The sequence below is a fragment of the Bacteroidia bacterium genome, assembly GCA_016218155.1.
Taxonomy (GTDB): Bacteria; Bacteroidota; Bacteroidia; order Bacteroidales; family GWA2-32-17; genus GWA2-32-17.
The window spans coordinates 60,180-77,501 of sequence record JACREQ010000047.1 but is presented as its reverse complement, the minus strand read 5'-3'; the positions used below and the strand labels follow the sequence as shown (position 1 = coordinate 77,501).

Genomic DNA, 17,322 nt, shown 5'->3' with positions numbered 1-17,322 from the left:
ATCTATACTTAATAACCAATTTGTTTACTTTTTGTCGAAAATTTTCGAGAACTCACGTGATTTACGTTTTTTGCAAACACCTGAATGATAAATGTAACTTGCCATCAAAGGAATTACTGTAGTTGCTTCAGCATAAACCATTTGCTCGTAAACGGTTTCTACTTTTCCCCATGAAGACGCTTCACGAAGTGTAGAGCTTGAACAAGCACCATCTCTAACATCTGCAACAGTAATTTGAACTGCATATTTATGCATAGGAACATCATGTCCAAGAACTTCTGCGCAAATAACTGTATCCTGAGTAAAGTTTTTTGGAACTCCACCACCAATCATTATTAAACCGGTTTCGCCAGCTTTCATTTTAACCTGAGTTAATTCCAGAAAATCGGCAACTGCATCAATAGTCATATGTTTTTTAGGATGTTCAACCTGATGTTTTACCAAGCCAAAACCAGCAGAACTATCAACAAATGCTGGACAGAAAATAGGCACATTCATTTCATAACAAACTTGCACTAAAGAATCTTTTTTCTTTGAGTGTTTTGTTAAATATTTTCCCATTTCTTTGATAAATTCACGAGAGGAGTATGGGCGTGGTTCTAATGAATCGGCAATTTTGCCTATTGTTTTATCGCATTCCTGAAGTTGTTCTTCATCAATTAAAGTATCATAAATACGGTCGATATACAAACTTCTTAATTCTTTGTCGTCAGAATATTGACTTCCTTTATAATGTTTGAAACCTAAAGCTTCAAAAAAGTCCATGTCAACAATAGTTGCTCCTGTTGCTACAATACAGTCAACCATATTATTTTTTACCATGTCAACATATACCTGCATACAACCACCAGCACTAGTACTACCGGCAATTGTAAGAATTACAGAACATTTTTTATCTTCCAGCATTCTTTTATAAATGTCGGTTGCATTTGCAGTATCGCGTGATGTGAAAGACATATCGCGCATTGCATCAATAATCTGAGTTGAATTAATTTTTTTAATGTCAACGTGTTTGATAACGTCTTTTAAAACGTCGCTTTTTTTAAGCTTTTTCATTATGTTATTTATTTAGTTTTTAAATTTATATCCGATTAATTTGTAAATAAGTTTTGATGCAAGAAAATCTGAAGCAGGATTTTGCTCGTTAGGGCAAAGTTCAACAACATCAAATCCGACTACATTTCTTTTTTCGTAAACTTTCTGAAGGAAAGTAAGAACCTGATACCATCCCATTCCACCTGGTTCCGGAGTTCCGGTAGATGGTAAAATTGAGGGATCGAATGCATCTAAATCAATAGAAATGTAAACGTTTTTTGAAAGACGGCTTATTGCTTTCTCCATCCATTCAGTATTATCATGAATTTCGTGAGCATAAAAAATGTTCTCACGAATAATATTTGGAAGTTCTTCAATGCACTGACTGCGTATTCCAACTGCAATTACAGGACAAAGTTCCTGTGCACGAGCCATTACACAAGCGTGGTTGTATATTGAATGTTCGTATTCGGGACGTAAATCGGTATGTGCATCAAATTGTAACACACACATATCTTCGTAAGTTTCATAATGAGCTTTTATTGTCCCGAAACTTACAGAATGCTCACCACCAATAACTATAGTGTGTTGTTTACCAACGTATTTTTTTGCTGCCTGATAAACAGCTTCGGTCATTTCTTCTGGTGAGTTATTTTCGGTTACAGTTTCAGCAGTATGAATGCCAATAGTATATATCTCACGATTACTTTCAATATCGTATAATTCCATGTTCGCCGAAGCTTCTAGTATTGCTTCCGGTCCTTTGTCAGCTCCTTTTATCCAAGTACTTGTGCCATCGTAAGGTACTGGTAAAATTACAACTTTAGCGTTTTTTAAATCAGAAAATTCCTCAGGAATACCACCGTAATTTGTCATTAAAATAATTTTTTTGCAAAGATAAAAAAAAGGGTGGTTTAAGAAAAAATAATATTGTGCTTTAGCGGATTTAAAATCCGCAGTTATTAAAATCGGGATTAAAAAATCCCGATCAGCTTAGTTTTAATGAAATAAAATCATTTTTCTTATATCATTTGCAGAGTCAGAAGTGTCGTATTTTAATTCCTGTTTTTTGTTAAGCTTGAAATTTATTGGAATATGAAAGGACACATTAACTGGTTTACCATCTTGCATCCCTGGTTTCCAATCTGGCATTTTTGCTACAACTCTTATAGCTTCTTCATCTAAAAGTGGGTAAACCCCTTTTAAAACAGTGACACTATCTACTTTTCCCGTTTTAGAAATTATAAATCTAATAAAAACTTTACCTTCAATCCCTTTTTCTTTTGCATATGTAGGATATCTTATATTTGTCCCAATAAAATCCATCATAGCATCTTGACCTCCTGGGAATTCTGGCATAATTATAACCGAATCAGTTTTTTGCTCTGTTTGGCTATATGTATAATTTATAAATGATATTGTTATAAAAATAATTGCAAAGAATTGTTTCATAAACAAAGATTTTGTTTTTTCAAAGATAAAAAAAAGCCAGTGTATATTCACTGGCTTTTTTTAAAGAATGATATTTATTTCTTTTTTCTCTTAATAAAATATCTGATAGTAAATAATGTAGCAGCAATAATTAAAAGTATACTCCATGTGTTAACAATAGCCAGAACAATGAATTCTAAAATTTTCCATCCTGTTTTAACACCGTTCATGAAACGTACTCCAAAACTTGTGGTATAAGGTTCAACTTCTTTTTCGCTTTCTATAATAGTTCTCATTGTTGAACTTCTTTGATACATTTCAATCTTAATTGTACTATATTCAATTTTATCTTTTAATGAAAGTTCTTCAATTAAATTATTGTCTGATTGCTCCTGACGGTTTAATCTGTTTTCTTCGGCATAAGAAATATCGCTTAGTCTGTTTCCCTTATTATCGATAGCATTTGCAACACGGTTATCGTATTTTTTTAGTCTGTTTGCTGCAAGTTGTTTTTCTTTTATTGAAAGTGTTACATTTTCTGCTTTAATAATTCTGAAATCTAAAAATTCGGCTAATTTTCCAATAGCACGTAATGTGCTGTCGAGTTCAGTATTTGGAACTCTTAGAGTCATGTTGTTTATAACTCTGAAATGAATAATTTCTAAAGATGAATCTTCGCTATGGGCAACAATTTGTGTTCCCATTGGCTCTGATCTCAATTCTGTAAACTCAACAAAACCATTATGAGCACCGATAATGTCCTCAATTTTTAATGTTGCCCAACGTGCATCTTTTACTCTGAATTTTAAATCGGCGGTGCGTATAAATTTACGAGTAGTATCTTTTGATTCAACAGCTGCAGAAGATGAAATTACTTCCTGATTTGTAATAACTGAATCGGCCATTACCTGATTTGACATATCCTGACTTTCTTCTTCTTCAGCTTTTGCTGCAGATGTTTCAGCATATGAGCCTGGTAAACTTGATTTATTGTCTGAAGAACCACTTTCATCTCTAGAACTACAGGAATAAATTGCAGATATAAGAACTGCAAATACTAAAGAAAACATTGTTAACCTTAGTGATGATAATTTTTTTGCTTTCATAGTTGTATATTTTTTGATTATTAGTACACATAAAATATAAAAAGTAACCCAAATAAAATTTAAAATTATTGAAATATTGTGTTCAATAACTATAAATCATTAAAAATCTTTTGAATAAAAAAAACAGTTAGGTCGAAAGACCTGACTGCAAATAGAAGTGTTGCTGCGAAAAGCATATTTTGTTTTTAAGTAATAAAAATATATATCTTTGGTTATTAAAATATAAAAAACATGAAATCAAAATATACTTATTTGATATTTTTTTTTGTTACTATACTAGTCTCCTCATTTCTTATATGCTGTAGAAAAGAAAAAGAAGAATCGAATAACAATCAACTTAACATTAATAATACTGTAGCAAGTTTTGATAGTTTTTTCAGTATTGACTCTGGATCTGCAATATTTGTAAATACAGGATTATATACTGATAGCGTGATCTGGAAATTATGGAATGGTACAACATATTACCAACCTGCAATTGAAGTTTATTTTGATAGTTCTGGAACATATGATATAACATTAATTGTAAAGAATAATTTAGGTTCTGATACAATTAAAAAATATTTTGTAATTGAATTTAACTCAACTGAATTTATGAATGGAAATGTAAAAATAAATAAAGGTTGTGGTTGTGGATTTATTGCAGCAAATTTTAAAATAAACAATTATTTACCTTCACAAGGTAATTATCTTTATAATTGGAATTTTGATGAGCCATACACAGGAAGCGCAAATACTTCTACTTTGCCAACATCGTTTCATACCTTTAATTTGCCAGGTTTTTTTGTTGTTAATTTATTAATTAAAGATAATTTAGGAAATACAATAATTAACCCTAAAGATACAATTAAAGTATTAACAAATCCCGAAGATAATATTTGGTTTTCTCCTTATATTGCATCATTAATGGAACCAACGATACATTTTTATAGCGATACAAATAATTTAATATATAATAAATGGTATTTTGGTGATGGTGTTAATTCTGAGGAAATTAACCCGCAACATACTTATACTTCAAGTGGTCATTTCTCCGTAATTCATGTAATGAAATCAGTTAATGGGTGTATAGATTATAGTATTAATGGGGTATTAATTAATCCCTAATTCTATTTTTAAACAAAAAACAGTCAGGTCGAAAGACCTGACTGCATTTAAATAATATTTGGAATTTTATTTTAATAATCCCAATCCTTCTAAAGCTGATTTGTCTTCAGGTGATAACATAAGTACTTTATTAAAAAGAACTTTTGCTTCGCGGGTTTTTCCAAGTTTGAAATTTGTCCATGCATACATTAATAAAGCATCATAACTAAATGGATATAAGTTTACTACTTTTTCAAAATAGTTATTTGCTTTTGTATAGTCTTTTCTTTCGTAATAAATGTTACCAATTCTGTAATTTACAGTTGTGTTTGCAGGATTATTTTCTAATATTTTGATATAATGCGCTAGTACCTGATCCCAGTTTCCTAATGCTGAGGCTGGATAAACAATTCCTAAATGTGCTTCTTCACTCATAGGTTTTAATGCAAGAGCTTTTTCGTAATAAGCGGCAGATTCTGTAAATTTTCCTGCTTCGTAACTTAGCCATCCAAGTCTTAAGTTTTGTTCATAAGAATCGGCAGTATAAACTGTAGCTATTTCTTTTATTGCATTTGCATAGTCGCCGGTTGTTTCGTAAGTGTAACTTTGTTTAAAGGCATTTAAGATTTTATCATCCTGTGCATTTGAAGTTATAACAATACACAATGAAAATGCGACAAAAACTGATTTTAGAATTTCCATATTATTCCTCCGTAAATTAAATGTTGATTATATTTTTTGTTTTGAATAGTTGATTTAAAAACTTGTCCTCTAGTATGTACAGATTCATTTATTGTTAAATACTCAAAAGGCAGATTTTTGCCAGAATATGAATAAGAAATAAAGCAACTCAATTTTTTTATAACAGGAAATGAAATTTTTGTTCCTATTCTGTATAATGTTTCATCTGTAGTATTTAAAATAGTGTACCCATTGTTTTCGTTGTAATTTTGCAATGTTCCATATGAGCCATGAATGTCAATCCAAATATTTTTGGCTATTTTATAGCTCACTAACTGGTTAAATATTATTCTAAAATCTGGTCTTTGAGCGAATAGTGTTATAGCTGATTTAGAAAACAATGATCTGTTTTTATTAAAATAAAAGCCATAACCAGGAGTTAGTTGTATTTGCTTATATGAGTTTATACTAGAAAATGTAGCTGTAAAATCAAATAAACTTTTCTTGTAATTCTTTGTGTAATTAATACCTGCAACCCATTGAAATGAGGTTATGTTTTCTTGCTTTAATGGCATTTCGTAAATATATGCAGGTGGTGGTGGGGTAGTAGGAGCAGGCATTGGAATTGGTGTCAAACGAAGAAAGTTATAATCATATTTATTTGCAGTAAGGTACATAATGTTGCCAAATAGAGTATAGCTGTTATTTTTTTTTCCATAGAATGTTGGAGCAAAATAATATTGTAATATTTTTAATGAGTAACTATATTCATTGTAAAGTGAGTCATGATTAGGATTATCTGCAAAGAATAATTGTTGAAATCCATCTGCTTTTACATAATTAAATGAATGTAAAAGTGATATTTTCTTATTAAATTCATGGTTTAAACCCAACCCTGCAAAAATAAATTTTCCTGTTATATCTTTTTCCAGCCTGTAATTTTTGTTGTCAGGTTTTATAATCTCAACTTTAATATTATCGAAATCAGGTATAATGTTAAATCCACTTTCGAAAAATAGTTTGTTAATCTTTTTAGGTATTTCAGGTTTAATTTTATCTTTTATAGTTTGATTAAAACTTTTTGCATAATAACCTGCATCTCTGCTTTTGCCTGAAAAAAATAAAGAATAATAAATATATTCTAAAGCTATTTCGCTAGCAGAATTAAATTCTAATGCTTTTTCGAAATGAGAAATAGCCGACTCATATTCTTTTGTTTCGTAATAAGCAATGCCCAAACGCATTCTTAAATAAAAATAATCTATTTTGTTATAAAGAGCTTCATTGCCAAGTTTAATCAGTGGTATCCATTCTTGTTTCAAATACATTGAATATGTGACAGAATCAACATAAGTATAACTTAATGTATCATTAGCAAATATGTTAAGGCTTGAGATAGAAAATATAATTATTACAAGTAATTTCTTCATTTATTATGCCTCCACAAGTATAGCTCTTATTGATTTATTTTTTGATCTTACTTCGAAAACTGAAATACCATATTGTCCAATTTCAATATCAAAATCAATATTTACAACTTTTTTGTTAAGTACTTTAGCTGTTGTGTTTGATTTTAAAAGAACCTTAGTAGGATTCATATTGTCATCCATTGAAATATATTCAATGTTATATTCTGCTGACATAAACCGAAAAAATGGTGCGAAAAAATCCTGAATAATTAATTTTGGTAAACTAAATACTTCTGTTAACGAATAAGTGTCTTTAAGTTTTAAATTTTTGTAATAACCCAGCGATATTTTATAACAACCTAAATAAAAGAAATATAAAAGCGATTTTCTGTTGCCTTCAAAATGTTTGAAAAAGTGCAGAATTCCATCACTGAAAATATAAGCAGCCGATTTAGTATTGTGACAATAAATGTAAGTATTATTATAAATATCGGTAATAACTTCCCATGACACATTTTTTTGTGTTCCGTTTTCTTCGTATGAAATATTGAATTTCTGTCCGGGTATAAAAGTGAAAGCTTTTTTTATTAATTGATTTACTTCAATATTTGAAATTAATGTATTTTGTTTAGGAATATCAAAAGAATTAAAATTTAATCCGTTCTCTGATTTTGAAACAAAATGATTTATAGGATAAAATAAGGTTTTTGAACCCGTAAAAGGAGTCGCTTGCAATTGCATGTGCAAATGAGGTTCTGGTGATCGCCCACTATTGCCAACAGCAGCAATAATTTGTCCGGGTTTAACAAAATCACCTTTAAAAACCTTAATACTTCCAGCTTTTAGATGGCTTAATTCTGAATATAGAAAATCGGCATGTTTAATTACTATTGTATTTCCCCAATTGTGTTGCAGGTTAACATTTCCAACAGCATTATCCGGAATTCCGTCAATAACTTCTTCAACTGTGCCGTACGCAGGAGCAATAACAGCTTTGTTATAACACAAATAATCCTCTAATGATGCGCCATTAGAAACGTATGTTTTGTTATCAGCACTTCTTATTGTGAAATCCCAAGCATGTTTCCAATCATCTTTATGTGTTATTTCTCCGTTGTGACCCTGCTCAACATGCCATTCTCCCCAAAAAGGAAGCTTAATAGGGAAAGTAGAGAAGTTCTTACTAAAGCGGTTTACAGAAATCAAAAAGCTATAAAGATTTTTTTCAGGCATAAATTGTTGCAGGCTGACTTCAGAAATGTATTTATAAAACTGTGTTCTGAAGCGCAAAGAATAAATAAACATCAAAACAACAATATTAAAAGGCAATGAGTAAACGGATAAATGCCACGTATTGAAAAACATACTACTGCCAATTGTTATTATTGCAGTAACAGGTATAACAAGAATTGCCCAAAGATAAGAATTTCGAGATGGAATCATAAAGAATCCACCGATAGCAATCGAAGTAAGAATAAAATTAAAACCGATATAGGTATAGTTTGCTTGTGTTATATCGCTCCCAATTAAAATGAAGAAAAAATATGCAGCATAAAAACCTATCAGTGATAGTGAAAAAGCAATTCTTGAATATACTAATAACCCTATAGAAATAAGTATTCCGGCAATAAAGTTTTCCTGAAAAAATATAGCACCTAATGAAAGTAAATAAGTTTTTATTGAAACGGGAATAATTACTAAATTCCATTGATTATATAAATCTACTAATCCTTTTCCGCCAATACTATATAACTCGTTCATGAAATAAATACCTCTTTCAGAAATTCCTAAGGAATTAAATTCATGTGATGACATTTGAATAATCCATAATGCAAGTAAAAACGGTATACTTAAAAACGGAAGATTATACTTGCCAATAATTCCTTCAAGTGCAACAGTAATAAATAATGTAAGTAATCCGGAAAAAGCAATAACAGTATATAGCTCCCATGATGGTGAATAATATGATCCTAATCCAAGGCCTACAAGTAAAGCATTAAACCCATATAGTCCGCTCGATATTTTGTATGTATTTAGTCCGATTAAATAAGAAGCCAGATTTGCAGCAATAATGCAAATTAATCCACCAATTCCTGTATATGGATCTAAAAAAGTTAGCAATATTAACAATGAAGCAAATAATTTGCTTTTAGAAAAGAAAACCTGAGGGTAGCTAAAAACTACCCCCTTTAAAATCGTTAATATCGCAAATTTAATTTTCACCAAACAATTTAAAGCTCAAATTTAACAAGATGTTCTGGAACTATTTCATTTTTCATGATATTATCGGGAGTTTCATTTCCTCTTATTACATGAGCTTTACTTTTTGAGTCGATTAGAACAATATTTGGGCGAAGTGTTATGAATTGCATCCATTGTGTCATATTATAAGCTCCAATTCTACTTATTACAATATTATCACCTTTTTTCATTGGTGGTAATTGTACGTTTTCACGGATAATATCAATGTTCATGCATAAAGGGCCATAAATAATTGTGTCTTCTGTATGGTGGCTGAATTGCTGAGCTGGTGTAACTTTGTGGTCATACCAGAATGAAGTGAATAATAAATTTACGCCAATATCTATAATAGTTGCAAGCTTACCTTCAGGCAGACGTTTGTTTGCAAGTACAGTACCTGCTAAATATCCGGCATCGTCAATAAGTGAACGACCTGATTCAAGCATAAGTACTGGTAGATGTTCGTGATTAATAGGACTATTAATTAAAGCAGTTGTAATAGCATCTGCATATTGATCAAAAGATGGACATGTGTCGGAGCCTGGTAAAAATGCACCTTTAAGTGTGTTTTTTGATGCAAAACCACCACCCATATCAATATATTTTATATAGTGATTGAATTTCTTTTCAATTGCAACAGCTAAATCAGCAAGTTTTGCAGCAGCAGTTCCGTAAGCCCATGGAGCTAAAATATAAGTTCCGATATGACAATGCAAACCAACCAAATCTAATTTTTTGCTTAACATTATGCGGTTAATGGCTTCCCATGCTTCACCGTTTTCGTAGTTAAATCCAAAGCGTGACCATAATGGGTAAATTCCGCAGTCCATGTTAACACGAATTGCAACTTTTGGTCTTTCTTTCATTGTGTTAGAAAGACTAATAATTGTGTACAATTCATCAAAATGATCGATATGAATATATGACCCGTGTTTTATTGCTTTTTCTAAATCTTTAGCAGATTTATCAGGACCGTTAAACAAAATCTTACTAGCTGGAACTCCATTATTTATTGCTTTATCGTATTCAAATCCTGATACAACTTCGGCCCATGAACCTTCTGTGTGAAATATGTTACAGATTGCGTTCATGTAGTTTGTTTTGTAGGACCATGCGAATTGTACTTTTGGATATCGAGTACTAAAAGCTCTGTGTGCATCGCGGTATGTTTCACGAATTGTATTTTCAGACATTACATATAGAGGACTTCCGTATTTTTCAATTAACTCCTTTACAGATACTCCATCAATTTCTGAAATAGGTTCGTATTCGGTTTTCATGCCGAATTTATTAGGCATTCCTGTTTGTAATTTCTTTATTATTGGTCTCTCGAAATGTTTCTTTTCCATATATTTATTAATGTTCAAAGTTTAACGATTAAATTTCATTTTTTTACAGTTAGACATTCTAACTTTTTAAAGTTCCCCGTTTGTTGATAATTGTTCGAATTCTTTTAAATCAACTATCATATCCCATGAGTAACGAATAAACATTTTTCCTGATTCATATGTTGTAAATGGTTTTACTTTTCTACCTAAGGCAAGTTTAACCATTGCTTCCGGAAGATTTTGCCCAGCACCAACTGCCAGATAAACCCATGCAGGTATTCGTGGATTTATTTCAATCAGATAATATTTATTGTCGAATGTTTTTATAAGTTCTAACTCCATTCCGCCACGCCATTTTGTTTTCTTTAAAATTTTATGACACAAATCCAACATATCCTGATCATCAAGTGTGATACCGCCCCAGGCTTTGCCTTTATCGGTAATATATTGTTTACGCATTGGAACTGCACCAATTGTATTTCCTTTACCATCGCCTAAAGCAATAACATTAACCTCAGTGCCTCTAATAAATTGTTGAATTATAATTGGAACACCCCATTTAGTTGCAATTTTGTTAAAATAAAGTGCTACTTGTTCAGGGTTAAATGCTACATATGCATCATAAAACTTTCCTTTAACAAGTAGGGGATAGGAAAATTCAGGTGTTAGGGAATCAATTTCACTAATACTATTTATTGGGCGGCTATGAGGTACATGTACTCCATATTTTTTACCAAACTCAGGGAGCTTGGTTTTATGTCGCTCTTCAAATTGTTCCATTGTTGGCAGCCAAGTACCAATTCCCATTTCATTTAATTTGTTTTCAAAAGATATAAATGAATAAAGTTCAGCGTCAAAATTTGGGATAAGTACATCAATTTTCTCAATAGAGTGAATATATGATAGTCGTTGAAGTAATTTATCGCTGCCAATTGATGGGTAAGGTACCTGATAAACCTTATCTACAACATTATGCATATATATTCCTGGTTCAAGGTTTTCATATGCTAATCCTATAATTCGAACATCGAAAACTTCTGACTCACGAAGCGCACGAATTACTGGAATGCCAGGTCCGGGATTATCTGTATTATTTAATCCTGATACAGCTACTGTTATTTTAGTTTTCTTCATGTTCCTCAATCATATTATATAAACGAAGCATAGCCATAAAATCAAGAAAGCTGCGTTCAAATGTTGATTCGTCAACATCATAACTTGTCATTATGATCTTTTTAATTTCTTTTTCATTTTTGCCATCTTTGAGTAAGTTTAAAATTTCAGCTGCAGTTGGATTTAGTGAAAAAGAATCTCCAGTTGTTGGATCGAAAATAAAACCAGTTTCGCTTACGGCTATTTTCTTTTTTAATTTCATAGAAAAAATTTTAGATTATTATTTTGTAAAAGTATAGTTAAACTATTTTTATCTGTTATAAAATTTTGTAAAAAGATTATATAATTTCATAAAATAAAAAAAACCTCAAAGTGTAAACAATGAGGTTTTATTTTATAATGCTTTTTAAATTAATAAGTTGTATTGGTTTTCCCTTTTCCTTGTTTTGAGAAATTTTTAGAATCCATAGGCAAACGACCAACATAAACATTTACACATCCTGCATAATTTGGATCGCCACCAGGTATAGCAACTCTTACAATATAACGCTCACTTTTTTTAGGAGCAACTTCTAAATACATTTTATCAGAGTTTTTCTTATTGTCAAAAACAACTTTGTCAACAGCAATACGTTCAGTATTCCATAGTGTATCTACATTTACCTTTTTATCTTTTACAATTAAATTACCAAGATCGTCGGTTGCGTAATCGCCTGTTTCGGTAAGTTTATAAATTACTGTTGTATCTTTTCTGATGCTTGCAATAGTACGTTTTGTTTTTCTTTCAGGATTAACAATTTTCCATGCAACATCTCCTAATTTAGGATCGCTGCATACAAATATACGATATCTCTGATTTCCATATAAAACTAAAGAAACACTTGAGGTGTCACCGGGTGAAAGTTTTGCAAAAGAAGATTGACTTCTGTAATCATAATCGTCTAAGTTATCCTCACAAAATTTTTTCTTTTCGCACTGAGCATTTGTCTGAAGTGACATAGCAAAACAAAAAAGTGCGGTGGAAATTGTTATAAGTCCTATTTTCATATATGCTTTTTTCATGACTTGTAATCTTTTTTATTTAACCAATTAGCTCTGCGCGAATAGCTTTAATTTTTGATGAAATTTCTTCAAATTGCTTCTTAGTAATTATTTCATCTGTATTATCATAAAGCTTATCAAATGACTGTTGAAGATCTAAAAGTTTATTATAAAGTTCAGGTTCGTTCTCATTCTCACCTAATGATTTATACATATCAAGTAAATTTTCTAATAAAAGACCCTGATCTGCAATTCTGATTACTATTTCATTATCAGGATTAAATTTATCTACAGATTTTATCGCAATATTTACACTTTCAATCCAAGCACCTGTTATCATTAAGGGTAGCAAATTTCCCTGACCTTGTTGCTCAAGAAAACGAACAGCGGTACTATATGAGTCATTGCTAATCTGGAAAAGTGAATCACTATTACTCATATTAGCATCAATACGACTTACAATTTTTTCGTCGAAACCTTCAGTAAGCCCAAGCTCATCAGCCATTTTCTTTGTAACTGAGAAGTATGAAAAGGTTTCTTTGTTTTGTTTAAATACAGTACAATAGCCTAAATCAGATGCGTAAATACCTAAATTAATTGCTTTTTTCTGATTTGTTACATATTTTGCTCTGTTATCAGTTGAATTTAGATTCTCTTTGTTATATTTTGCATTTGCTTCATATATAAAAGAAAAAAGTTCAATTGGTGAAGGAATTTTAACTGTGCTTTTTTGTAGTTCAGTTATTTCATTTGTTGAAGTTGAATCCTCTAAAATGTTTTCTACAGGTGGGGTTGAATCATTGCAGGAAAACATAATTACAGACAGACTACTTAAGAATAGCAGTTTTAAATATTTCATGTTCATAAACTATAAAGTTTTACAGATATAAGTTTAAAGTTCAAAAATAGTAAATATTTGAATAAACAAATAATAGTTTTTAGTAATAGAATGTTTTTTTTTTATTAATTAGTTGGCTTATTGAGTATTTTTTGAAAAGAAAAAACTAACTTCGGGTTATGAAAGTTAGAGTTTTTATTTTTATAATTTTCTTGTTTGAAAGTACCTATGCACAGAATATTGCGCCTGATTTTACAATTACTGATATAAACGGAGTTACTAGAAATTTATATTCAGAATTAAATAATAATAAAACTGTAGTGCTTGATTTTTTTTCGACAAATTGTGGTTCCTGTATTTCAGGAATTCCGATTTTGGAAGATATTTGGCAATCATATGGAAGTAATGGCGATTCTCTTTGGGTATGGGGAGTAGAAGTAAATGGTATTACAGACTCCGCAATTATTGCATTTCAAAATCAATATCCTTTTTCATATCCTGTTTTTGGTACATATACTGATGATATTATTGTTCCTTTATATAACGTTACTTATACTCCGCAATATTGGGTAGTATGCCCTTCTTATTCAATGAAATTTGTGTCAATTTCTAATTTAGATGAAGCAATAAAAGGGTGTAAAGAATCATTGCCGGTAAATGAGTTTTATATCGAAAATAATAACTCATGGTTTGTTTTTGAAAATAATAAGCTAAACTTGTTTGTCGATAATAATTATTATCCAGCAAAATTATATGTTTACAATTTGTTTGGAAAAATTATTAATGTTTTTGAAATTTCAGATAATTCCCAAATAATTAATTTAAATAATTTAACTTCGGGAGTCTTTTTTATTTCTTTTTTAACTTCAAAAGGAAATGCTTTGAATGGAAAAATTTTAAAATGTAACTTTTAATCATAATAATTCGTCATAAATTTTTAATTATAAACCATAAATTCAAATATCAATGAAAAATTTCCTTAAGTACATGTTAGCTACCATAGTTGGAATTATTGTAGTTAATTTAATTTTCTTTTTTGTTTTTTTGATTATTGTCGGGTCATTATCTGGTGGTAAGGAAGAAGTAAAGATTGAGTCATCATCAATTCTTCACATCCGACTTGATTATACAATTGCTGAAAGAACATCTGATAATCCATTTCAGAATATGAGCTTTGGATCTTTTGAACCTTCAACTAATTTAGGTTTAAATGATATTCTTAAAAATATCAGAAAAGCAAAAGAAGATTCAAATATAAAGGGTATTTTTCTGGATATTCCTAATCTTGATGCAGGAATTGCAACAATAGAAGAAATAAGAACAGCTCTTCTTAAATTTCGTGAATCGGGTAAGTTTATAATTGCTTATAATGATATGTACACTCAAGGTTCATATTATTTATGTACTGTAGCAAATAAAGTTTACTTAAACCCACAAGGATCTGTTGAGTTTAAAGGATTGTCTTCAGAAGTAATGTTTTTTAAAGGTGCTTTAGAAAAATTGGGAGTTGAGCCTGAAGTTATTCGCCATGGAAAGTTTAAAAGTGCTGTTGAGCCATTTATTCTAGATAAAATGAGCCCCGAAAATAGAGAACAAACATTGACTTACATAGGGTCAATGTGGAATTTTATTCTTCAAGGTATTTCTGAACAAAGAAAAATTAGCGTGGATAGCTTGAATTTATATGCAGATAGTATGTTGGTTACGAATGCGCAGTCATGTGTTGATTTGAAATTAGTTGATGGTTTAAAGTATTATGATGAGATAATAGATATTTTAAAAGAGTCTTCAAAAATTGAAAAAAACAAAGATCTTGAGTTAGTTGCAATGAATTCTTATAAAAAAGTTCCTGGAAATCATATTCCTGGAAAGAAGAATAGAATTGCAATTATTTATGCAAACGGAGAAATTGGAATGGGTAAAAGTGATGATGAGAGTATAGGATCTGAAGGTTTATCGGAAACAATAAGAAAGGCAAGAAAAGATACTACAATAAAAGCAGTTGTATTCAGAATTAATAGTCCCGGTGGAAGTGCACTTGCATCTGATGTTATTTGGCGTGAAGTTGTTCTTTTGAAGAAAGCAAAACCAGTGATTGTTAGTATGGGCGATGTAGCTGCATCTGGTGGTTATTATATTGCTTGTCCTGCTGATGTGATTGTAGCGGATCATACTACAATTACAGGATCTATAGGTGTATTTGGTTTATTATGGAACGGACAGAAGTTATTAAACGATAAATTAGGAATAACAATTGACGAAGTAAATACAAATGCAAACTCAAGTATTGGTTCAATGGTTAGAAAAATGAAACCCGGAGAAAGAGCAGTTATTCAGAAAAGCGTTGAAGAAATATACGATGTATTTATTGGTCATGTAGCAGATGGTCGTAAAATGGACAAAGCAAATGTAGATAGCATTGGACAAGGAAGAGTATGGAGTGGTGTTAATGCAAAAGAAATAGGTTTAATTGATGAGTTTGGCGGTATTGAAAAAGCAATTGATATTGCAAAAGCAAAAGCTGGTATTACATCAGAAGTTAAGCTTGTTGAGATGCCTGAAAAGCTTCCATTCTTTGAACAGTTTATGAAAAGTATGAAAGAAAATGTTTCAACTTCAACTTTAAAGAATGATTTAGGACCTGCATACAGATATTATAAAACATTAAAAAGTTTAACTGGTATTAGTGGGGTTCAGGCCAGAATGGCATACGATGTTTTTATTTATTAATAAAGGAAAATATTAAAAAATAAAAGGAGGTATTGCAAAATACCTCCTTTTATTTTTCTATGAAAAAACTATTTTATAATAAGATATTTATTGAAGGTCTGATTTAATGAAGTGCCAATAATAATATATGTTCCAGCTGGTAAATTATTTTCCAGATCAATAGCACTAATTGAATTTCCAGAAAAATCAGTAATTAATACTTTTGAATAAAGTTCTTGTCCCAAAAGATTCCTTACTACTACTAAAACTTCAGTTTCGGGTTCAAATGCAGTTATATTGATATTAGAATTTTCATTTTTTGTAATTGGGTTTGGAAAAACTTCAAATGTTAAAGGCAATTTCTCAATTTTTGATAAATTAACAGAAATAAGGTCACTCAATGTACTTTTTCCATCAAAATCAGTTTGTCTTAATCTGTAGTAACTATTTCCATGCAATGGATTTGAATCAATAAAATTGTAATTTGTTAAAGTATTACTGTTTCCTTGTCCTTTAATTTTTTCTATTTCTTCAAAATCCACTCCGTTTTTTGACCTTTCAATTGTGAAGAAATCATTATTAATTTCTGTACTTGTTGCCCAGTCTATTTTTACAACTCCATTTTCAACTAAAGAAGTAAAAGAAGCTATTTCTATTGGCAATGATCCATTAGATACGGTAGTATTAGTAGGAATAGTACTGTTTGTAAAGCCAAATGTTTCACCTGGACCTGTAAAGGAACTTGCTGTTATTGAGCCTGAACCTTGAATAACACCACCATTGCCATTATCAAAATTTCCAGAAACTGTTATAGTTCCATTTATTGTAACAGCATCACTATTGTTTTTATTAATAAAATTATGTAAAACAATTATTTTTCCACCTGAACCTACATCTATGGTTGAACCATTACTAAATGTTAAATCCCACACTTTTAAAGTTCCAGTAACATATAGTCTTCCACCTGTTTTAATTTCTAAATTATTTGTTAATGTTTGTAAAGATTTGCCAGAAGCAATATCAAGTATTCCGGCAGTTGTAGCTGATACATTCAAATTTACTTGAGTTCTGATATAAATTTCTGTAGTTCCACCTGGATTATTACCTGGATTACAACCACAGGATGCTCCGCCAGATGTACTGGACCAATAACCATTTGCATTCCAATTACCATCAAATCCACCACCATCAAGTATTGAATAATACTTTGTTGCTGCTTGGGTCAGCGAGATGAAAATAAAGGTAAAAAATAATAGTAATTGAATTTTCATGTTATAAGTGTTTTTACTTACTCTTATACAGTA

The 17,322-nt window shown here is 30.6% G+C and carries 16 protein-coding genes; 3 read left to right on the top strand and 13 right to left on the bottom strand.

Annotation, left to right across the window (positions count from 1 at the left end; genetic code table 11):
- Positions 1-24: 24 nt before the first annotated feature.
- The 4 genes from HY951_09435 to HY951_09420 all read right to left on the bottom strand — a co-directional run bounded on the left by HY951_09435 (position 25) and on the right by HY951_09420 (position 3,572).
- Positions 25-1,056 carry a deoxyhypusine synthase gene (locus HY951_09435; protein ID MBI5540266.1) on the bottom strand — a complete coding sequence of 344 codons (1,032 nt, stop codon included), beginning with the start codon at positions 1,054-1,056 and terminating at the stop codon, positions 25-27.
- A gap of 12 nt (positions 1,057-1,068) precedes the next feature.
- Complete coding sequence (gene speB / locus HY951_09430; protein MBI5540265.1) at positions 1,069-1,917, bottom strand: agmatinase; 849 nt, start codon at positions 1,915-1,917, stop codon at positions 1,069-1,071.
- A 117-nt stretch (positions 1,918-2,034) separates the two neighbouring features.
- Positions 2,035-2,487 (bottom strand): energy transducer TonB, encoded by a 453-nt coding sequence (locus HY951_09425; GenBank protein ID MBI5540264.1) that lies wholly within the window; start codon positions 2,485-2,487, stop codon positions 2,035-2,037.
- 74 nt (positions 2,488-2,561) lie between these two features.
- Positions 2,562-3,572 (bottom strand): DUF4349 domain-containing protein, encoded by a 1,011-nt coding sequence (locus HY951_09420; protein MBI5540263.1) that lies wholly within the window; start codon positions 3,570-3,572, stop codon positions 2,562-2,564.
- Between the two features lie 231 nt (positions 3,573-3,803).
- Here HY951_09420 and HY951_09415 point away from each other — a divergent pair, with 231 nt between their 5' ends.
- Positions 3,804-4,679 (top strand): PKD domain-containing protein, encoded by an 876-nt coding sequence (locus tag HY951_09415; GenBank protein ID MBI5540262.1) that lies wholly within the window; start codon positions 3,804-3,806, stop codon positions 4,677-4,679.
- A gap of 66 nt (positions 4,680-4,745) precedes the next feature.
- Here HY951_09415 and HY951_09410 read toward each other — a convergent pair whose 3' ends face one another.
- The 8 genes from HY951_09410 to HY951_09375 form a co-directional block, all read right to left on the bottom strand.
- Positions 4,746-5,360 (bottom strand): tetratricopeptide repeat protein, encoded by a 615-nt coding sequence (locus HY951_09410; protein ID MBI5540261.1) that lies wholly within the window; start codon positions 5,358-5,360, stop codon positions 4,746-4,748.
- Positions 5,348-6,769, bottom strand: a complete 1,422-nt coding sequence (locus tag HY951_09405) for a tetratricopeptide repeat protein (GenBank protein ID MBI5540260.1) — start codon at positions 6,767-6,769, stop codon at positions 5,348-5,350. Before HY951_09405 ends, HY951_09410 begins: the two co-directional genes overlap by 13 nt.
- A 3-nt stretch (positions 6,770-6,772) precedes the next feature.
- Positions 6,773-8,971 carry an urea transporter gene (locus HY951_09400; GenBank protein ID MBI5540259.1) on the bottom strand — a complete coding sequence of 733 codons (2,199 nt, stop codon included), beginning with the start codon at positions 8,969-8,971 and terminating at the stop codon, positions 6,773-6,775.
- Between the two features lie 8 nt (positions 8,972-8,979).
- Positions 8,980-10,338: a diaminopimelate decarboxylase gene (locus HY951_09395; protein MBI5540258.1), complete on the bottom strand. Its 1,359-nt coding sequence runs from the start codon at positions 10,336-10,338 to the stop codon at positions 8,980-8,982.
- 66 nt (positions 10,339-10,404) lie between these two features.
- Complete coding sequence (locus HY951_09390; GenBank protein MBI5540257.1) at positions 10,405-11,451, bottom strand: ATP-grasp domain-containing protein; 1,047 nt, start codon at positions 11,449-11,451, stop codon at positions 10,405-10,407.
- Complete coding sequence (locus tag HY951_09385; protein ID MBI5540256.1) at positions 11,438-11,692, bottom strand: PqqD family protein; 255 nt, start codon at positions 11,690-11,692, stop codon at positions 11,438-11,440. Before HY951_09385 ends, HY951_09390 begins: the two co-directional genes overlap by 14 nt.
- Before the next feature lie 149 nt (positions 11,693-11,841).
- Positions 11,842-12,492 (bottom strand): hypothetical protein, encoded by a 651-nt coding sequence (locus HY951_09380; GenBank protein ID MBI5540255.1) that lies wholly within the window; start codon positions 12,490-12,492, stop codon positions 11,842-11,844.
- A 19-nt stretch (positions 12,493-12,511) separates the two neighbouring features.
- Complete coding sequence (locus tag HY951_09375; protein ID MBI5540254.1) at positions 12,512-13,330, bottom strand: hypothetical protein; 819 nt, start codon at positions 13,328-13,330, stop codon at positions 12,512-12,514.
- A 158-nt stretch (positions 13,331-13,488) separates the two neighbouring features.
- Here HY951_09375 and HY951_09370 point away from each other — a divergent pair, with 158 nt between their 5' ends.
- Both HY951_09370 and sppA read left to right on the top strand, forming a co-directional pair.
- Complete coding sequence (locus HY951_09370; protein MBI5540253.1) at positions 13,489-14,223, top strand: TlpA family protein disulfide reductase; 735 nt, start codon at positions 13,489-13,491, stop codon at positions 14,221-14,223.
- Positions 14,224-14,275: 52 nt separating this feature from the next.
- Positions 14,276-16,039, top strand: a complete 1,764-nt coding sequence (gene sppA / locus HY951_09365) for a signal peptide peptidase SppA (protein MBI5540252.1) — start codon at positions 14,276-14,278, stop codon at positions 16,037-16,039.
- A gap of 68 nt (positions 16,040-16,107) precedes the next feature.
- On the opposite strand, the gene HY951_09360 is transcribed toward sppA, so the two are convergent.
- Positions 16,108-17,289: a T9SS type A sorting domain-containing protein gene (locus HY951_09360; GenBank protein ID MBI5540251.1), complete on the bottom strand. Its 1,182-nt coding sequence runs from the start codon at positions 17,287-17,289 to the stop codon at positions 16,108-16,110.
- Positions 17,290-17,322 lie beyond the last annotated feature (33 nt).

Bases quoted from the DNA above. Each gene is read 5' to 3' on its own strand.
- HY951_09435 (MBI5540266.1), bottom strand. From the start codon at position 1,056: ATGAAAAAGCTTAAAAAAAGCGACGTTTTAAAAGACGTTATCAAACAC.
- HY951_09385 (MBI5540256.1), bottom strand. From the start codon at position 11,692: ATGAAATTAAAAAAGAAAATAGCCGTAAGCGAAACTGGTTTTATTTTC.
- HY951_09420 (MBI5540263.1), bottom strand. From the start codon at position 3,572: ATGAAAGCAAAAAAATTATCATCACTAAGGTTAACAATGTTTTCTTTA.
- HY951_09415 (MBI5540262.1), top strand. From the start codon at position 3,804: ATGAAATCAAAATATACTTATTTGATATTTTTTTTTGTTACTATACTA.
- HY951_09375 (MBI5540254.1), bottom strand. From the start codon at position 13,330: ATGAAATATTTAAAACTGCTATTCTTAAGTAGTCTGTCTGTAATTATG.
- sppA (MBI5540252.1), top strand. From the start codon at position 14,276: ATGAAAAATTTCCTTAAGTACATGTTAGCTACCATAGTTGGAATTATT.
- HY951_09360 (MBI5540251.1), bottom strand. From the start codon at position 17,289: ATGAAAATTCAATTACTATTATTTTTTACCTTTATTTTCATCTCGCTG.
- HY951_09425 (MBI5540264.1), bottom strand. From the start codon at position 2,487: ATGAAACAATTCTTTGCAATTATTTTTATAACAATATCATTTATAAAT.
- HY951_09380 (MBI5540255.1), bottom strand. From the start codon at position 12,492: ATGAAAAAAGCATATATGAAAATAGGACTTATAACAATTTCCACCGCA.
- HY951_09370 (MBI5540253.1), top strand. From the start codon at position 13,489: ATGAAAGTTAGAGTTTTTATTTTTATAATTTTCTTGTTTGAAAGTACC.
- HY951_09395 (MBI5540258.1), bottom strand. From the start codon at position 10,338: ATGGAAAAGAAACATTTCGAGAGACCAATAATAAAGAAATTACAAACA.
- HY951_09390 (MBI5540257.1), bottom strand. From the start codon at position 11,451: ATGAAGAAAACTAAAATAACAGTAGCTGTATCAGGATTAAATAATACA.
- HY951_09410 (MBI5540261.1), bottom strand. From the start codon at position 5,360: ATGGAAATTCTAAAATCAGTTTTTGTCGCATTTTCATTGTGTATTGTT.
- HY951_09405 (MBI5540260.1), bottom strand. From the start codon at position 6,769: ATGAAGAAATTACTTGTAATAATTATATTTTCTATCTCAAGCCTTAAC.